The following is a 17,800-nucleotide window of genomic DNA, read 5'->3' on the forward strand; positions in this document are numbered from 1 at the left end:
GGCCCGCTACCTGGCACGACACGACTTCCACGGCAACTGGAACTACACGATCAAGGCCTTGCCGGACCAGGACGCGACACGCCCGAACAGCCGGGAGTAATTTTTACGCGAGCCCCAACGGCCGGCCCGCGGCCAGCAGCTCCCGCGCATAACCACGCAGTGCCACCCCTATCAGCTCCTGCGCCAACGCCCGCCGATCCTCCGGGGTCATCGGCGGCCCACCCCGCTGTTCCCGGACATGTGCGTCCGCAGACAGGGCGGTGGCGACCTGTCCCCGTATCGCCGCGGTCAACTCGTCCACCGTCGCCGGTCCGAGCGCCGGCCGGCCGTTCACACCCGGCATCACCATCTACCGCTCGCCTTCCGACCCCGACAACCACGCCGGATCAGCCGTATCCACGGGGAACAGCGACGCCAGGATTGACGGGCCCGGCTCGATCGCCGGCACCCAGCCACCCGACCCGGGCAGCGCCGCATCTCTTTCCTGTTCGGCTGGCAGCCAATGCGGCCTGACCCGCCCATCCGGTGGTGTCGCAGCCGGTGCTGCCGGCCTGGCCGGTCCCCGCTCGGTTGGCCACACCACTGCCGCGCCCGCTGCGGACATCGACAACGGTCCGGCCGGTGTGGATCCCGCCAGCGGGAGAGGCAGCCCGGTCCGGACCGGGCGTGCACGGGCGAGCCGGCCGGCGAGCATGCAGGCGACCTCGGCGGCGGCGCGGGCCAGCACGGTGCGGCCCGGGCCGCCGCGCGCCTTCCCACCTGCCACGGTCACGGCGCCGTGAGGATCGTGCGGGAGCGCCCCGACGACCGGCAGGCCCAGCGCCTCCTCGACCTGGCCCACAGGCCAGCTCGACGGCCCGGCGAGCACGACCACCACGTTCCGCTTCCCCTCGCCGGTCAGCTCACCGGCGCGGCTGGCCAGCCGCGCCAGCTCATACTCGTCTGGGCGGACGAGTACCACCAGCACACCGGCGGAGGCGGTGACGAACAGGGAGGGGGAGCCTGGGTCCAGCCGGCCGCAGTCGGCCACCACCAGCCCACTGCCGGCCGCGGCGAGCAGACCCCCGGTCTGCGCCAGCACGTCCAGCGCGCCGCGGGCTTGCAGGGGTCCGATGGGCGCGGGCACCACGGCCAGCCCGCCCGGCAGGGTCTGGGTATGATCGGCCAGCGGCGCCGGCCCGGTCCGGGCTGCCGCCGCCCACGACAGCAACCCGGGATGTTCACTCAACCGGTACCAGCCGCCGACATTGCCGCCGGCCGGGTCGGCCTCCAGCAGCACCACCGGCGGCCCGCCGGACCGGTCTGACGGCCAGGCGGCGGCGAACGCCAATGCGGCGGTGGTCACCCCCGGAGAGCCTTTGATGCTGGCCACCGCCAGTAGCCCGCCACTCACCGGCTGCCTGCCGCCCGTAGGATCAGCGCGATCCGCCCGGCCGCCGCTGCCCGCGCCACGTCCTGTGCGTCCGCGTCGGCGACCTGCAGGGACACCACCGCACCAGTGATCCCCTGCTCGGCCGGGGCCACCCCGACCAGCAGGCCCTCCACCGCCCGCCCAACCGCCTCGCTCTGATCGGCCGCGGTCCCGGTGACGGTGGTGGTGCTTGTGGTGCCCGTTTGGGTGAGAACGATCAGAATGTGATCGCCGCGGGCCAGCTCCGCCGGATACTGACCGGCGCGCACCGCGGCACCGACGACGGACTGGCCTGCGGGCGGCATCCTGGCCTGCCCGACCTGTCCAGCAGCGAGCAGGCTGCCCGCGGTCAGCGGCACCGCCGCAGCCCGGCCCACCACCCTGTCCGCACCGTCCGCCGCCACCAGGTCCACCCCGGCGTCCGCGGCGACCGACACCGCCCGCAGATCCCCGGCTGTCAAGGCCCGGCCGACAGGAACATCCCGCACGACGAGGAGCACCTGCCGGCGGTCACTGCGGGAAGCGGAGACCAGCACGAACGCGGCGACGCTCACGACGACGAGCAGCACCCCCGCGACGGCCCGACGGCCCACCCGCCGACGGCGCTGGCCCTCCACCCGAAACGGCGTCCGTTCACCCGACCGGCCCGTAGCCGTCCCCAGGCTCACCGCCTCACCCCCACCCCACCGACGGGACGACCAGCGCCTGCGCCTCACCCACCGCCATCGCGGTCACCAGCTCGGAGGTGAGGCCGGGGAACACCCCGGCCTGCCCGGCCCCGGCCCAGGCGACCGACCAGGACACCGTCACCATCACCCGGAACCGGCCGTCCGGCTCACCCGCCGATGACCGGGTGAAGGTGATCCCGCAGTCCGATGACGGCTTTACCGGATCGTCCACCCCGGCCCGGAACGCCGTCCCCGGCCCCTGGCAGACCACCCGGCCAGCCGACCCAAAATCCCACATCACCGACTCAGGGAGCGCGGTCGCGGTCACCGCCACGGCAGGGACCGCCGCGGTTGCCGTCACCGGGGCCCAGAATGCCGGATCGATCCACAGCCACACCGGAACACCCACCGTCTGCACCACATCCGCGGACGGAGAAACGCCGATGCGAGGCTCCGGCAGCCTCAGCCGGTTCACCGCCCGCTGGGCCAGTATCTGCGGCGACGGCGGCACCACCGCCATTCCCGTATCCGGCCGCCACACCACGGCGCCACCGGTGCCGCTGATACCCAGACAGTTCTGGTCATACCACGATCCGGCAACTCCCGGCGTGGCCTCCGTGGCCTGCACGGCAGGTGTCGGCACGAAATCCTGAGCCGGTCTATAGTAACAGCCGTCGCTCCCCAGCCAGCCGTATTCCGGATCAACACACGGGACTACCTTTGTGTTGCCGGGCAGGGTGCAGGTGTTGGAACTTCTTCCCGGTGCTGCCGCGCGAAGAGGAGGTGCCTCCTGGGCATGAGCCCGACCGGTTATGTCCGCTCCGGCCCAGACGTCACAGCTTATAGTTTGCTGTGAGCAGACAGCATTACCATAGACCTCGCTGGCTTCTGCCGTCCCAGCGAGAGTAAAGACGATCAGAGCCGCAGAGCCAAGTATAGCGACGCGGCCGGCTGTTCTCAGCATGTGCCGACCGCCTGAATGACAAGGATATCGACCTTCCAGACGCCCGAATTCTTCACGACGAGAGCCTGGACGAAATGTCGGCCACCGGGATCGGTGTCTTTCAGTTTGCCATCGAGTGTGTAATTCAACCAGTCGCTGCCATCAGAACAGTCTTTGACAGTGATGCGATCAGGAATGTCCGCTGGCTTCGCGGCGGATACCATTCCAGAGAACGTCGGTCTCCCACGGGCAACGAGACCGTCACGCTTATTCGCATAGACGGACCTGTATATCAAGGAAAGAGCCTCACCGCTCGCGTGCCGGGCGAGCCGAGGATTCTGATAGTCACCGGTCGCAGCCATGGCGATCCAGTCTTCCCACATGCCGTGATACGCCGTCAGCGCGTCTCGTTCCGCGGTCTGAGCCGGAGACAACAACGCGGTGGTGCTCGGCGCCGTTGCGAAGGTTGCAGCGCTCGTTGCCGTCCTGGGCTGAGACGGCACAGCCGCTCGGCCGCCGCAACCCGCGAGCACGAGCGCCTCGCATGCCGCGATGGCCGCGATGGCCGCGAACCGGCGGCCTGCGCCTCCTGCTGACCCGTCGCTCATCGGGATCGACCCGTCGTCTCGGCCCGTTTCGGACAAAGAAGCATTAGCGCCGCGACCGGGGCGATATCAAGTGTGATAAAATTCACAAATAAGACTGAAGCGCCCAGCGGACCGACTGTAGGGGGACGAGGATTACTTACTCTCCGTATTTAATGAGGTCCTCCAAGAGCGGCAGTTTTCGGACGTGTGGGCTACACGACTCCCGTCGCCGAAGATCGCATTTTCGCCGTCCCGGCGACCTGGACATGATGCCGATTCCGAGGTGGGAGACGTGGTCGGCAGTCAGGCCGGGGCCGTCGTCGCAGCGTTGATCGCTGCTCGCCCCATGGGCCACCGGATGCGCAGGCCAAGCGCGGACAGTAACCGGGCTACCTGTGCAAAAGCGTCGGTCCTGGCGTGCCGGCCACATCGGTCACCGCAGGAAAATTGTTCATCTGTTGTTCTATTGCTTCGGTCATATCGCGCTCGAAGCCAACAAAAACCGAAGAGCATCAATCGTGGCAGGGATGGCCAGCCCGGCAACCGTCATGCACGGCCCTGTCGCGGGGGAGGCGGAGACGACCAACTGTTACCACAGATAACATCGAGTACCGGTAGCGGTTCGCGACGGCGGAGGTGCACCGCGCCAGGGGCGACATAGCGGATGTTCAAGGCGATCCGAGGGACAGGGCCACGGTTCGTGGCGGAGCGGTGGACGGTCCGGACGTCGAGAGCGATCGCAGCCCCGGCCGTGACAGGCAACTTGGTGAACACAAAGCGCGCGGGGTCCCTCACCGCGAGATGCAGGTCGCAACCTGTCGTCTCACGCCGGTACGGCTTGTAACCGGCCCGGTGTGAACCTGCCGCGACCTGCAGGCAACCGGCGGTCTCGCCGACGTCGCTGAGCGCCAGCCACACCGCGACAGACCGGGCCGGGTCAAGAACGATCCGGTCATTGATGCCGTCTTGATGCGCCGGGACCACGTACGGACACTCAGGCCGCTTGACGACCAGCAGGCTGCTCTCGACCGCAACATTCGGTCCGATCATCGCCGTGACCGCCCGCAGCAGAGCGGGCGCCGTCACGCAGGCCCGCGCCCAGCTATGCCCTCGGTGGACGTCGGGCAGGACGTCACAGCCGTGGCGGCGGCAGAAGGCGGCAGCCGCCTGGCCGAGCGCGGCGGCGTTTCCCACTGCCGCCCACCGCAGACCAGTGACCCCGTCCGGCTCGCATGGGCCGTCCGTCATGACAGCGGTGAGGCGGGTCACCACGAGGAAATCGCTTCCGCGACGCCGACGGGTGCGGGGCGGCGTTCCGCGGTGACCGTAAACGTACGGACCCCTCGACGCCGTTCCGATCGGTGGAAGGACATCGTGAAACACCACTCTGCCTTCCCGGCACCGAGGCCGTTCATTGCCCTCGATCTCCTTTCCGCTCACCGCAGCCGGCTACAAGACCACCCGCCCTATCCCCGCATACGCCGATGTCTCCCTCGGAGTCAGGCGGGGGGTGAGGCTCGTGCTCGGCCCGCCATCGACCTTCGAGATGCGGTTTCGCCGGCACCGGACCGAGCCTCACCAGACGGGATGAGCCTGCGAGCAGGTCGGTGCCAGCCATCGAGCGCACGCAGGCCATCCACCACTCGTTGCAATAACGCAGGATGGTCCACGAAAGCGATCGAGAACGGGGCGTCCGGCACACGACCCGCCGTCCGCCTGTCCAGCGCCTCCGCCGGACCGGGAATGGTTCCCACGGACTTCAGCGGTTGCGCCGGCTGTATTTCTGCCCGTAATTGTGCCCACACCACCTTGCCGCCGCTCCTCGGCCAATACCAGCCGCGCCGCATGCTGAGGGCCTCGACCAGGAACAACCCACGTCCGCTTTCGGCATCGATATCCTGGCCCCGCTGGACCGGTGAACTGTCGCTGCTATCCCAGACCTCGAGGGTCAGACGGCCGTCGGCGGCGGTGAGGCGCACCGCGATGACATCGTCGGCGGAACTCGCCTTCTCAGCATTCGTGACCAGCTCGGAGACGATCAACTCAGCGGTCTCCACGGTCGCATCGTCAACCGCCCACCCTCGAAGCACCCGCACCGCCGCCTTGCGGGCGGCGGGTACAGATGCGGGACCGGCCGGGAAGCGCTCCACCGCGACTCGTACAGTGACCATCACAGAACCGCGAGGTTGTGTTCAGCGAGGACCGCGTCCGCGCAGGGCCAGGGCCGGTGGCAGCAGGCGACACAGCCACCGTGACCATCATTGATGTGTGTGTCAATCGTCCGGCTGGCCATAGCGAGCAGCTGCCTGAACTCAGACGGGAAATAGTCCCCCGTTGCGGCTGGCATCATCTCTTCGACCGAGGAGCCGCGACGGTCACGGGATGAGCCGTTCAGCGGGCCCACCTCCCAGCTCGAGAGGCGAGATGCCGCAGCAAATGGGCCTGATCGAGCCCGCACGGATCCTCACGACACGTCCAGTTCGCGATCCATGAAATAAAGCGTGGCGAGCGAAAAACAATGAGTACGCATCTTCTTCTCCCCACTGGCCTCGTGGGGGAAATCGAGATGACTGCCCCCACACGGACAACGTCGATCCGACGGCTGCCAGGTACGAGAATGACGTCCAGACGTCCGGGTGGGTGACACTGTTTGTGGTAGCGCGGGGCATCTGATGGAGGGGCTGTACTATCCGATGGACGCCAGCGGTTGGGATGTATCGAAGATCAATGAATGCGTCCAGATTTTGCTTACTTGACGTAACAGAATATGATCTTAAAGTGATGAGGAATCGCTTCGCTCGTGATGCCAGGCGAGCGGAGCCCCGGTCAAGCCGCGTAATCTTCCTGTAGGAAACGATGGGCACGGGGAGGCTGTTGCATGCCTGATGTTGATGTTTGCCTCGCATCGAACCGGGATCTCTGGGACGAGTGGGCTGATGTGCATGCAAAGGGTGACTGGTATGACCTCGACTCCGTGCGCAGAGGCGCGGACAAGCTGCGCCCTTACGAGGTGCAGGAAGTCGGCGATGTCAATGGACTCACGATGCTGCATCTTCAGTGTCAGATCGGAACCGACTCGGTCGCCTGGGCGAGACGGGGCGCGAAGGTCACCGGGGTCGACTTCTCCCCGAGAGCGGTGAAGATCGCAAATTCTCTCGCGAAGGAACTCGGCGTCGATGCGACTTTTGTGTGTTCCGACGTGATGAAGCTGCCGGAAGCGCTGGCCGGCACGTGGGATATCGTCTACACGTCTCGGGGTGTTCTGGGCTGGCTGCCGGACCTGGCCAGGTGGGCGCACATCGTCGCGGACTACCTGAAGCCAGGTGGGTTTGTGTATCTGACGGATATTCACCCGATCGCAAAGGCCCTTGACGATACATCGTCAGAGTTAAGAGTGAGCCGCTCGTACTGGCCGCGAAGTGAGCCGATCGCCTATCGGGTAGAGGGTAGTTATGCCGATCCAAACGCGCAAGTTAATACTACCGTCAAGTACTTGTGGACACACAGCGTCGGAGAACTCGTCACGGCGGTCGCGCAAGCCGGCCTGATTATTGAGTTCTTCCACGAGTTCAACTGGCTTGACCGGCCGTGGCCATTTCTGTGTAAGCGCGGCGATCGTGAGTACGTCCTGCCGGAGGGCACTGGCGCGGAACTCCCCCTCTTCCTGTCGCTACGGGCCCGAAAGCCTTGATCAGTCGAGCACGGCCATATATTTCGCCAGGCTGCGCAGCCGCTCGTCCGGTGAGCGCCTGTGACGGATAAGATCCCGCACCTGATCTCTGGCAAGTGGGTCATGCCGGACGAATCCCGGGGCGATGCTGCGGGCCGCCATCAACGCATCGAGCACCGCGTCGTCGTTGCCCAGCATTCCGTACGCTCTGGCGAGATGAAGATGGTGGTAGCATCCACGACTCACGCTGCCCGCCTGATCGGCGTTCACCCGGGCAGCTTCTCGTGTGGCGTCATGCGGTCGCCGCGAGTCGACGTACATGCCGATCTTCTGTATCGACATGTTGGTGGGTCCGAAAATGAGGCAGTACCTCTCCCGATCAACTCCGGACTCCGCCGCAGTGCCCGCTGCAACCTTCAACAACGCCGCCGCCTCTGCCGCGTCGCCGGCACGTGCCGCAGCCTGAGCCGCGTAAAGGTTCAGCGCGCCGTTGATGACCGAGTAGGAGATCGGATCATCTGCAGCTCCACGGTATCGGCGAAGCATGTCGATGGTATCGGATGCGAGCGCTACACCATCCTCCGAGTCCCCTTGCATCATGAGCTGGACGGTCAGGGTAGCGTTCACCGACGCAATGAGAAATTCGTGGCCCACATCTTCGGCGGTCAGCAGGGCACGGTCGATCGCCAGTCGCGCACGTCCATAATCTCCTCTCCGCCGCAGATCCAAGGAGGCCAGTCGATAAAGATTGGCAAGAGCGGTTTGAGCGACCCGCCGCTCGGCCTCGTCGTGGTACCTGGACGCGGCCCGAGCCTCCTCGATGAGATCGGCGAGCAGAGGGATCGATGCGGAGAACCTTCGATCGGAGACATTGTAGAGAAGCCGAAGGGATGCGGCCTCCGCCGCGAGGAATGAGGCCGACCGTGGAGGTTCTCCGGACGGACGGAGGCTTGCGCTGCGGTCGAGAACCATTCGCAGGCGCAGGGCTCCGTGGTCTGCGGCGTCCGGCTTATGATGCTGGCCTCCGTGTCCCGTAAGCTGGTACACCGGTACGGAAAGAGCGCGCGCAAGCTCGAGCAGAACACTCATGGAGTCCACGCGACGCTCGCCACGCTCAATTTTGGTCACCCAACTCGTCGAACGGTTCAACCGTTGAGCGAGTCCCGCCTGCGTCCATCCACGGAGTTTGCGGAACGCGGCAATTCGCTTGCCAAGCGGCAGATCCTGGTCCATGGCCCACCCATTTCAGCAAGGGCTTGTTCACCAGGAGCAATATATCGTCCGCGACGCGCAGGGTGGAAACCGGTCTCGGTTACCGATTCGCGTGTCGCATCTTGGGGCGATCCGCGCCGCGACGTCGCCGCGGCTCATGGGACGGGCGTGGACACGGTACGAGGACCGGGCACAAGATCCAGGCCGGCCGTAGCCTCGCCCAGCGCTAACCGTCCATAACAGGCCGCCCGTTGCACCTCCAGGTAACCCTGCGTACGGCGGCAGGCATTGCCCCACGCAGTCCGTCGTTGCAGCCCTCGACAGGCAGAGCTGCTTGGTCCAAGGCTGCGGCGACCGCGGCTCGATCCCCGAGAAACGACGCGCCGCGGGCCTGCGCTGGAGCCATGACCCGCACCTGCGGGCCGCGTCGGCCACTGTACATCTCCATGACCGCCGACGGTTTATCCGCCATCACGCCGGCCTGCCGCCGCTGTGGACCGATGTACTGGCGAAACCGGAAGTAGCGAGTTCGAGGGCGTCTAGGAGCCGCCTGTGTAGCGCGTCGGGAATGTGGCCGCTGTCGAGCCCGGACTGCTGCTGTCTTTCAGCTAGGAGCGCCAGTTGATCGCCACTGAGATAGCTGCGAGCGGCTGGGTGGATGAGGAGGTCGCGGGCAGCATAGGCGTCTCCGCTGTGCAGGGCGCCATCAATGATCCTGTCGAGGACAGGTCGCAGTCGCTGGGGGGCGTCCGCGACGTCAAGGAGGCACAGGCCGAGCTGGATGTGGAAAGCCAAGTAAGCGGGGTCGTTCGACGGGAGGAAATCGTCCATTGTGTTTCTGTCATCGTCAGGGGTCTTGCCCCCCGTGATGCGCCTTTGGAGAAGGCCGAAACAGGTAGCGACGGATTTTTCCCAGGGCTGGGTGGTGGTTGTGGTGGCGAGCATCTGTTCGGCGGCGTGATGGTCTTTGCGGGCGTGGTGGGCGAGGATCGCGGCCTGGCGGCCGTCGAGGAGGCGCTGTCCGATGCCCTTGTAGCGCTGGAGGTGGTCGAGGACCTTGGTCCAGTGGCCGGTTCGGGTCAGGGCGCGGGTGCCATCGGCAAGCAGGACGGTCCACAGCCAGCGGACCGCCTCGGGGTGGTCGGCGGCGGTGACGAGGTCGTCGAACGCGAGCGTCCGACCGTCGATGGTGGCGGTGGTTCTTGCCGTGACTGCGCCGTAGAGCGTGGTGAGTATCTGGTAGGCGGCGAAGCCGTCTCCGGTGCGTAGCCGCAGCCGAGCCAGGTTGATCAATGGTTGGAGGGCGAGTTTCGCCGTCGCTGCGTCGAGCGGGCGGCGGAGCGGGAGGGTGTCGATCTGGTGCCAGCAGAGACGCCGGGCGAGGTCGGGCAGGCCGCAGTCGCTGACGATCAGCGCGCCGAGGTTGTGGGCCTCGGCTGCGTGCAGCAGCGCGTCGCCGCCGCCGCAGGCGGCCTGACGGGCAAAGGTGGCAACGTGGGTGATCCGGGTGTCGAGGGGTGGACAGTGTGGTCGGTTGCGGGGAACGAGGGGAAACCGGGCAGCGACGAGGTCGAACGCCGCGGTGGCCGCGGCCGTGGAGGTGAAGGCAGCCATGGCGCTCGCCGTTCTCACGACTGCCAGCGGATCGTGAGTCGGCTGTTCGGCCGGTCGATGTGGTATCCGGCGGGGAGCTGGTCGTCGGGGGTGTCCGCGGGGTGGGCAGTGATGACGGGCTCGGTCGGGCGTTCCTTGTGCCAGTGATGCAGCAGCTCGGTGAGCTGCGCGGCAAAGGCCGCCGCGTGGGGGCCGTGGGCGGTGACGCCGAGTTCGTCGATGTCGGGGGCAAGGGGGCGCAGGGTGATGTAAGCGATCGTGGAGCCGTCGTGGATGGTGGCCCCGGCCCAGCGCCGTGCCGGGGTGAGCTGGCCGTTCTGCTGGGCAGCGGCGTCGATGGCGAGGCGTGCGAACTGGGTGTTGGCAGTGATGAGCCACAGGTCGAGATGAGCGGTCGGTTCGTGGTCGTGGATCGTCAGACCGGTCCACAGCCCGTGCGGCGGGCTGTCGAGCGCAGCGCGGAGCGCCGGCTCGTCGGCGGGGTCGTGGTCGTCGAGCCGCAGGGCGGCGCCGTCGGCGAGGGTCAGCGTGCGGCCGGTGTGGGCGCCGGTGCCGCGCAGCGGGACGAAGCCGCAGACGAGCGCCGAGCGGCTGACCAGCTGGCCCGGCTCGACTGCGTCGAGCGCGAGCGAGCGGGTCAGGCCGCTTCCGTGCAGGCGTAGAGGTACGACGATCCGGCCGGCGGGGGCGAGCTGGTCCCACCAGGCCACGGCGATGTCCCACGCCCCCGCCGTGATCATGATTCGGTCGTAGCCGGCCCCGTCTGGGTAACCGGCCGCGCCGTCCCCGTGGATCACCTCGACCTGGTCGTAGCCAGCCGCCGCCAGCGCGCCGCGGGCGCTGACGGCAAGATCCTCATCGATCTCGATGGTGGTCACGTGGCCAGTCGAGCCGGCGAGCTCGGCGAGGAGCGCGGCGTTGATGCCGGTGGCGGTGCCGATCTCCAGAACGCGGTGGCCGGTATGAACGTCGCCCTGTTCGAGCATGGCGGCGACGAGGTCGGGCAGCGAAGCCGAGGACAGCGCGGTGCCGTCGGGCGCGCGGCGGGTGACAACGACCTGGTCGGCGTACGCGGTTTCTAGGTCAACGCCCGGCAGGAACAGGTGCCGCGGCACCGCGCGGAACGCAGCTTCAACCTGGTCTGTACGGAACGTGCCCCAGCGGCGGATGTCAGCGACCAGCGCGTCGCGAAGCTGCTCGGGGGTGCAGGTCGTCATCATGGTCACCGTTCGTCGAGGGTCGGGATTGGGTCGCTGTCGTCGAAGACGATGTGGGCAGCGGTGGCAGCCATCTGGGCCTGGTCGGCGGCGGGGATGCCGAGGCGGTTCCAGGCGAACAGGACGTGATGCGCCAGGACCGCGCGGATGCCGCGAGTGAGCTGGCCCTGGTCGGCGAGGTCCGCGAGTGACCGCCCGGCGTGCCGGAACGCCGCTGGCCACGCGGGCAGCGCTTCGAGTGGCCGGACTGTGCGGGCGGTGAGGAGCCGGTGCACGCCGGCCCGGGTGGCGGGTGCCACAGCGGGCTGCCGTGGGCGGACCTGGCAGGTGCGGCGATGGCCGGCGACGCGGGTCCAGATGTCGCCCTGCTCGTAGTAGTCCTGGCCGGCGGCGTTCAGCAGTGCCGCGGCCAGCACGAGTCCCACCTCGCGGCGGTGGTCGGGGCGGGCCTGGCCGAGGTGGACGAGAACGTTGCGGCTGTCGGTGTGGAAGAGCAGGTGCGCGACGTCCATGCCGGCAGGTCCACCGAAGGCGTGGGTCTCGGGCTCGTAGACGGCCGGCGCCCAACGACAGATCGCGCCGTCGGCGAGCAGGTCACCAAGAGTTCGTTCGCCGAGCGCTGTCGGGGTTTGTCTGATCTGGCCTGGGCCAGGCCGCCAGCGGATCCGCCAGGAGCCGGACTTTCTGGTGAACCACCACAGACTGATCCCGTTTGTCTGTTCAGCCGCGGTGAGCAGTGGCGCCAGCTGGGTGACCCCCAGGTGTTCGGCGGACCGCCAGTCATGGCACCACACGGTCACCCCGCACCAGGCGGCCTCGGTGTCGGGAGTGCTCACCCGTGGGCTCCCGGGTCCTGTGTTGGCTGCGTCGGTGGGAGGTCGAGCAGGAGAGCCGCCTCCCAGGCGGCGGCGGTGCCGGTCGCGACGGTATGCAGGACCGCGGCGATCCCGGCCGTGCCCTCGATGAGGCCGGGTAGCTGCCATCCGGTGCCCTGCGCTGTGTCGAGGCTGTCGAGGAGCCGGTCGACCAAGCCGGGCAGGTGGTTGCCGAGCGGGTAGAAGCGGGCGTCCGTGGCTGCGCAGCGGACGGTGGCGACCAGGCCTGCCCAGCCGTGGCAGAGTGCCGGGTCGGCGAACCGGCCAAGCTGGGCAGGGTCGATAAGGCAGGCAGCGAGAGCGACTTCGGCGCGCTGTTGACGGGCGGTGTCAGCCAGCGCGAGCGCGGCGAGCTGCTGGGCGCGGGCCAGACCGGGAGTACCGTAACACCAGGAGACGCGGCCCGGGCTTGTCTGGGCCGGGCGGCCGGCCAGCAGCTCACCGGCGGTGATCCGTTCGGGCCACCAGGGCCCGGCCGGGCCGTCTTGGCGCCAGGCGTCCAGCCAGCGGCAAATCCGGTCGAGGGCGTTGGCGTGGCCAGGGACGACGACCCCGCGGCGGAATGTGAGTGCCAGCAGCGCCAGTACACCGGCGATGCCGTGGGCCATGCCCAGGTCGGTATGGCCGTCGGCGAACGGCCCAGGCGGCGCTGTGGCGGGAACGTCGACGGTCCACCAGCCAGGCGCAGCCAGCCCGGCTGTGTCGGTGGCGGGTAACGGTTCGGTGAGCCGGACAAGGTAGGCCAGGATCTGGCGAAGCTGCTCGCTGCTGGCGTCGCGGGTGGCCAGGTAGACGCCGAGGCCAGTCAAGCCTCGGACCAGGTCGAACTCGGCGCGTTCCGGTCGCTGTCTCGCGTCGATCCGTGCGTGGGCCGCCGCGAGCCGGTCCTCGGCCAGCTTTTCGACGGCGGCGTGCAGCCGCTGAGCCGCGCCGAGGTAGCGGCCGGGTGGGGCTGCCGTCGTCAGCGCGAACGCGAGCGCCGGGGCGCCGAACCACAGGCCGGCACCCGGCCCAGCGGACAGGTCCTCCGTGGTGGCGGCCGTCAGCCAGGCGGCGACGGTGGCCCAGTCGCCAGCGTGGGCGCCATGGAGAACCGCGATGCCGGCCGCGCCCTGGGCTAGCGACTGCCCCTGCCAGCGTGGGCTGCTCGGGCTTCGGTCACTGCCTGGCTCGGGCGGTGGCGGCACGGTAAGCGTCTCAGCCAGCCGCGCCGCGACGGTGGCCGCGCGGGCCCGGCTTTCCATGACTGCGGTCATTGGCCTTCCGCTCGTGCCAGGTCAGGATAGGTCCGCTGGTCGGCGTTGTGGCAGGCGAGCGCGACCGCGCGGGCGAGCCGGTGGCAGGTGCGTTCCGCCGACGCGTCGATGCCGTGGACGCGGACGTGGTGCAGATGCAGCAGCGACCCCAGCACCTCGTCGCTTGCCGGCAGACCCGGGGATACGGCGAGCTGGGCCGCGTACCGCTCGGCCACCCGGCGCCGCGCGCGCCAGGCAGCCCATACCGCCGCCGGGAGCTGCCCGATAGCGTCGTCGGGAGCGGACCGGCCATCGCACATGCGGGACAGCGCGATGGCCTGGCGTAGGACCGGCCGTTGGGCCGGTGCTCCAGATGCCCGCAGGTTATCCAGCAGCCACCGCATCCCTGCCTGCCTGCCGCCGATCCACGCGCACGTCAGGTCGACCATGCTCACGGCCGTCAGCGCCGCAGGATGCAGCGCCCGGTTCGCGGCCTGGGCGGCCAGCTGGGTGACAGCGGCAGCCGAGTCAACGGCGAACAGATGCTCGGCCGCGGCGAGTGCCTCGCCGTCGCCGTAGCGGGCCGTCTCAGGGTGGTAGGTATCAAGCAGGAGATCACCGATGAGACGCTGTGCCCGCAGCTGCTCCGCCCACGCGCCGACCCGGGCTGCCGCTCGCCCGTAGCCACCGTCGGTGGAACCGCAGACGTCCGGTACAAGGTGGAGCCGGAGGCGTAGGTGCGGGGCGGGGTCGCGGTACCGGATGAACCACCATCGCGGTGGGCTCTCCCACACGTTGAGCAGCGCGGACAGATGGCGCGTGAGGATCGTGTCGACGACGTCCGGATGGCAGTAGAGCTTCGCGAACAGCACCATCGACCCCGGCAGGATCCCGGATGCCACGTCGACCACACCCCCCGGACCGGGCATCGTCACGACGGCCGGCGCGGGACGCGGGGCGACAGTGGCCGCGACCGGGACAACGATCTCGTGGGCCCGGCCGTCGGCCCAGCCATAGTCAGCCGGGCCTGGCGCCTCGGACAGGGTCACACCGGCGCCTTCACGGTCGAGTTCGGCACGCAGCAGATCGCGATCCATCCGCTCGTCAAGGTCCAGCCGTAGCCGTACGTCCGCCCGACCGGCACTCACCCAACGAGGCAGTCCTGACCGCTCCCGTAGCCGCGCAAGCGCGTCGGCCCACTCCTGGTCTGTCGCCCGCCGGCCCGGAAGATCGGACGGATCGATACGCCATCGGGCCGACGCCAGAACCGTGCGGCCATGACGAACCCTCGGCAGGAACGGCAGACAGCCTGCCACGCCCCACGAGAACGGGGTTACAGCGCCGGCGCCGACGCGGGGCAGCTCATGCAGCAGCCGCGCAAGCGGCGGGAAGGTCTGCCGGGCGGCTGCATGCGTCAACAGTGGCTCGATGACGACGCGCCGGGACAGGGAAACCAGGTAGAGCCGTTCGTCATCCGCCGTGACCGCCAGATCCGTCCACCGCAGCCCGCCGGGCTGGCCGTCGCGGTGCTCAGCGAGGGAGACCCAGTCCGCCAGGACCTGCGGTGTGCGGGTGACGTTCTCCAGCCGGGCATGCGCCGGCGGGAACGACAGCTGGGCCGCCACCGCGCCCTGCACCATCGGCGGTAACCGACGGAAGATCCCGACCATCCTGTGCCGGTCAGCATCGGGGAGCAGGTCCAGGAATCGGCCGCTCATCGCCGCCCCGGTACGGCTGACACCTGTGACCACCAGGGTGAACGCGCCCTTTGAAAGGGCTGCCGCCGACGATGCCAGCACCTCGACGCACATCTCCGCATGTGGCTCCGGCCAGGATCCAGCCGTCTGTGCGGACAAAACGTCGAGGGCGGCATCGTCTAGGATGACTTCCTCCTGGCCGTTGAGCGCCGCGCGCTGCACGAGCTGCAGCAGCCACTCGTCCCGGGGCGACAGGCCGCCGGCGGACACCGGCTCCACAAGGTCAAAATGCGTCGGATAGCCCAGCCCGACCACCGGGTCAACCAGCTGACCGACCCGGACCAACGCCGACACGCCGAACTTGTCCAGGAACCTGCGATGATAGTCCTGCCAAGACGGATGACCAGCCGGATACGGGGTCAGCCGTCGCAATGCTTCGGCAGCCGTGGCGGCCTCCGCCGTCACGATGTCCGGTAGCACCACCTCGCAGCCCAGCCGCAGGTCGACCGCCAGCGGCTGCTCGACCACCGCGCACACCGCCTGCATCCGCTCACCGACAGCGGCCAGACGTGGCCAGATGGACGAGCTGTCCGTGTCGCGCGCTGCTCTCAACTCCGTCTGGATCTCCCGAAGATTACCCACGAGGTGTATCAAGGGATCACCGGGGCTGTCGTCGTGCTGGTTGGAGGCGGCCGGTAGACACGACTCCCCGATGCCCTCCAGCGCATCGAGAAGGTGGGCAAGGCTGTCCGTGCACGTTGCAGGCGGTCGCAGGCTACTCACGAGCACCCCGCACACCAACAGCTGGGCAACCATGTCCTCGACGCCCGGCCGAGCAAGGCCGAGCGTGGTCGACACCAAATCGACAAGATTGACAAAGGCTGCGGGTGCCGCTGCGGACGCCACGGCAACCTGAACAGCTCGGCTATGACGGACCGACACTTCGGCGGGAAGGAAGGCGTCCGTCGGCGGGTGTGCATGCGGACGCCATGGCACCACAAGCCGCTCGCCGCGCACCACGGCCAGGTCGTTGGCGACCACGGTCAACGACGCGCGCACCCGGCTCATGGACTCTAGCCAGGCGACGACCGCAGCCAGCCACACCGAGTCCGCCCGCGGGTAGGGACGATCATCACCAGTCCACAGCAGCCCCGGCTCGGCGCCGAAACGCACCGAGGCCACACCGGCGAACAACCCGAAAGGCGTCGCCCGCCGGCTCATCCGCACCAGGTAGCGGGCCACCGCCAACCCCAGCCGGCGAACCTGCCGTGCCGACGGCCGACGGCCTTGGCACACGTCCTGCACCCGTGCCGCGAGTGTCGGACTCGCGATCGCGACGGCGCCCGCGACGGCCTGCGGTGCCCAGACCCCGGCCAGCCATGCACACCAGCGGTCCACATCGTCGCAGTTCGCGCCCGGCCACGAACCTGCAGCTACAGCCATCGCAGGCTCGTCCGACATGGCGGCAGCGCGGAAAAGCGCCGCGTCGAGGGGCACATAAACCGGCGGGCAGCCCCGTGAACCCATGGCATCGCCTCCACCTGATCAGCAGCTGCCCACGAGACGGCAGAGACGTGATCCGGGTGTCGCCGGGCCGTGCTCCGAACAACACCCGGACTCGCGGTGATGTCAGCAGTCCTTCTGCTTGTTCGTCGAACAGCCGTTGTCCGTGGTGCACAGCAACGCGTTCACCGCGTCGCCCTGCTCGACGATCGAGACGTCGAGGTCCAGCTCGCCGACCTCGGCGGTGGCCATCGCGTCGGACGTAAAGGCGTCCATGGTCATCACGCTCCCTGTCTGCCCGCTCACGTGAGAGATGGGCTCCCGAAGGACTTCAGTAGTGCGGTGGTACCGCCCTCGACCAAGGGGTGTGGAGTAGGTAGTCCCCGCCATTGCGGCGGTACCCGAGTGAGGGATGGCTCGGCGCGGCCGACGCAGGGTTCCCACATCAATCGATAGTCCTGGGAACTCCTTGCCGACCACACCTTCAGTTGCAAGCGTGAAGCCCCGTCGCTCCACGAAGTGACACACCTTGTGTCACCGATCCGCTGTTGTCGGACGCTTGGCGTGATCGCCTTGCTGGGCATGTCGGTCACCAGGGTCTCGGCCTAGCGGCTACCGGCGCGCCACCAGCTAAGATCGCCAATCGGACCATTATTGATCATAATGGCGAAGGCAGGAAGCACGGCGACGAGTTCGTACCCAACATCATCACAGCCGGCCAGACACGGCGACGCGCGGCGCCAGCGCCAGTAAGCCCGAGGTTGACACGAAAGCATCCATACATGGCACGCGTGAGGTGGCCGGCCGATCCGTCCCCGACCACAGCCCCGGAACGGCAGACAGGAGAGCTGATGACCTTGGTGTACGCGTCGGCGGGCATGGCTATCCGGGTTCGCGAGTAGTCCACACCGCGCACCTGGCCGGAATGCGCGGCAGCTCACCGAACACCATCGCGTCCTACCGCGACGCCTTCAAAGCGCTGATCATTTTCTTCCGGGGCCCCGGGCCGTTCTCCCGGACACGCTCACCCTCGATCGCATCGACGCCGATGCCATCGCCGCGTTCCTCGACTGGCTCAAGGACAGCCGGCACAACACCATGTCCACTCGCAACCAGCGCCTCGCCACGATCAGCGCGTTCTCCCGTACGCGGTTGGGCTGGGTACTTC

Annotated in this window: 15 protein-coding genes and 1 pseudogene; 1 reads left to right on the plus strand and 15 read right to left on the minus strand. The window is 68.2% G+C overall.

Translation table 11 applies throughout. From position 1 onward, the window contains the following. Nucleotides 1–103: 103 nt before the first annotated feature. From MJ797_RS18070 to MJ797_RS18100, 7 genes are all read right to left on the minus strand, one after another. Nucleotides 104–349, minus strand: coding sequence for a hypothetical protein (locus MJ797_RS18070; RefSeq protein WP_239336541.1), 246 nt, complete (start codon nucleotides 347–349; stop codon nucleotides 104–106). Then, nucleotides 350–1,393: a hypothetical protein gene (locus tag MJ797_RS18075; protein WP_239336542.1), complete on the minus strand. Its 1,044-nt coding sequence runs from the start codon at nucleotides 1,391–1,393 to the stop codon at nucleotides 350–352. Further along, the gene (locus tag MJ797_RS18080) at nucleotides 1,390–2,079 is read right to left on the minus strand and encodes an SAF domain-containing protein (protein ID WP_239336543.1); all 690 of its coding nucleotides are present in this window, start codon (nucleotides 2,077–2,079) and stop codon (nucleotides 1,390–1,392) included. The genes MJ797_RS18075 and MJ797_RS18080 overlap by 4 nt, the downstream gene beginning before the upstream one ends. A gap of 4 nt (nucleotides 2,080–2,083) precedes the next feature. Continuing rightward, nucleotides 2,084–2,722 (minus strand): hypothetical protein, encoded by a 639-nt coding sequence (locus MJ797_RS18085; protein ID WP_239336548.1) that lies wholly within the window; start codon nucleotides 2,720–2,722, stop codon nucleotides 2,084–2,086. 314 nt (nucleotides 2,723–3,036) lie between these two features. Beyond that, a complete protein-coding gene (locus tag MJ797_RS18090; RefSeq protein ID WP_239336551.1) occupies nucleotides 3,037–3,630 on the minus strand; it encodes a hypothetical protein in 594 nt (197 codons plus the stop codon). 525 nt (nucleotides 3,631–4,155) lie between these two features. Next, a complete protein-coding gene (locus MJ797_RS18095; RefSeq protein ID WP_239336554.1) occupies nucleotides 4,156–4,881 on the minus strand; it encodes a phytanoyl-CoA dioxygenase family protein in 726 nt (241 codons plus the stop codon). Between the two features lie 227 nt (nucleotides 4,882–5,108). Further along, a complete protein-coding gene (locus tag MJ797_RS18100) occupies nucleotides 5,109–5,780 on the minus strand; it encodes an ATP-binding protein (protein ID WP_239336557.1) in 672 nt (223 codons plus the stop codon). A 707-nt stretch (nucleotides 5,781–6,487) separates the two neighbouring features. Here MJ797_RS18100 and MJ797_RS18105 point away from each other — a divergent pair. After that, complete coding sequence (locus MJ797_RS18105; RefSeq protein ID WP_239336560.1) at nucleotides 6,488–7,300, plus strand: bifunctional 2-polyprenyl-6-hydroxyphenol methylase/3-demethylubiquinol 3-O-methyltransferase UbiG; 813 nt, start codon at nucleotides 6,488–6,490, stop codon at nucleotides 7,298–7,300. Here MJ797_RS18105 and MJ797_RS18110 read toward each other — a convergent pair whose 3' ends face one another. The 8 genes and pseudogenes from MJ797_RS18110 to MJ797_RS18140 form a co-directional block, all read right to left on the minus strand. After that, a complete protein-coding gene (locus MJ797_RS18110; RefSeq protein ID WP_239336563.1) occupies nucleotides 7,301–8,008 on the minus strand; it encodes a hypothetical protein in 708 nt (235 codons plus the stop codon). Between the two features lie 327 nt (nucleotides 8,009–8,335). After that, a pseudogene (locus MJ797_RS27560) lies at nucleotides 8,336–8,512 on the minus strand (helix-turn-helix domain-containing protein); the annotation flags it as partial. A 450-nt stretch (nucleotides 8,513–8,962) separates the two neighbouring features. Then, nucleotides 8,963–10,123, minus strand: a complete 1,161-nt coding sequence (locus tag MJ797_RS18115; protein ID WP_239336567.1) for a hypothetical protein — start codon at nucleotides 10,121–10,123, stop codon at nucleotides 8,963–8,965. Then, nucleotides 10,120–11,322 carry a methyltransferase, FxLD system gene (gene fxlM / locus MJ797_RS18120; RefSeq protein ID WP_239336570.1) on the minus strand — a complete coding sequence of 401 codons (1,203 nt, stop codon included), beginning with the start codon at nucleotides 11,320–11,322 and terminating at the stop codon, nucleotides 10,120–10,122. The genes MJ797_RS18115 and fxlM overlap by 4 nt, the downstream gene beginning before the upstream one ends. 5 nt (nucleotides 11,323–11,327) lie before the next feature. Beyond that, nucleotides 11,328–12,158 carry a thiopeptide-type bacteriocin biosynthesis protein gene (locus tag MJ797_RS18125; protein ID WP_239336573.1) on the minus strand — a complete coding sequence of 277 codons (831 nt, stop codon included), beginning with the start codon at nucleotides 12,156–12,158 and terminating at the stop codon, nucleotides 11,328–11,330. Continuing rightward, complete coding sequence (locus MJ797_RS18130) at nucleotides 12,155–13,453, minus strand: lanthionine synthetase C family protein (RefSeq protein WP_239336576.1); 1,299 nt, start codon at nucleotides 13,451–13,453, stop codon at nucleotides 12,155–12,157. The genes MJ797_RS18125 and MJ797_RS18130 overlap by 4 nt, the downstream gene beginning before the upstream one ends. Further along, a complete protein-coding gene (locus MJ797_RS18135) occupies nucleotides 13,450–16,572 on the minus strand; it encodes a lantibiotic dehydratase (RefSeq protein WP_239336579.1) in 3,123 nt (1,040 codons plus the stop codon). The genes MJ797_RS18130 and MJ797_RS18135 overlap by 4 nt, the downstream gene beginning before the upstream one ends. Nucleotides 16,573–16,758: 186 nt before the next feature. Further along, the gene (locus MJ797_RS18140; protein ID WP_239336582.1) at nucleotides 16,759–16,908 is read right to left on the minus strand and encodes a hypothetical protein; all 150 of its coding nucleotides are present in this window, start codon (nucleotides 16,906–16,908) and stop codon (nucleotides 16,759–16,761) included. Nucleotides 16,909–17,800 lie beyond the last annotated feature (892 nt).

The organism is Protofrankia sp. CiP3 (genome assembly GCF_917627345.1).
Taxonomy (GTDB): Bacteria; Actinomycetota; Actinomycetes; order Frankiales; family Frankiaceae; genus Protofrankia.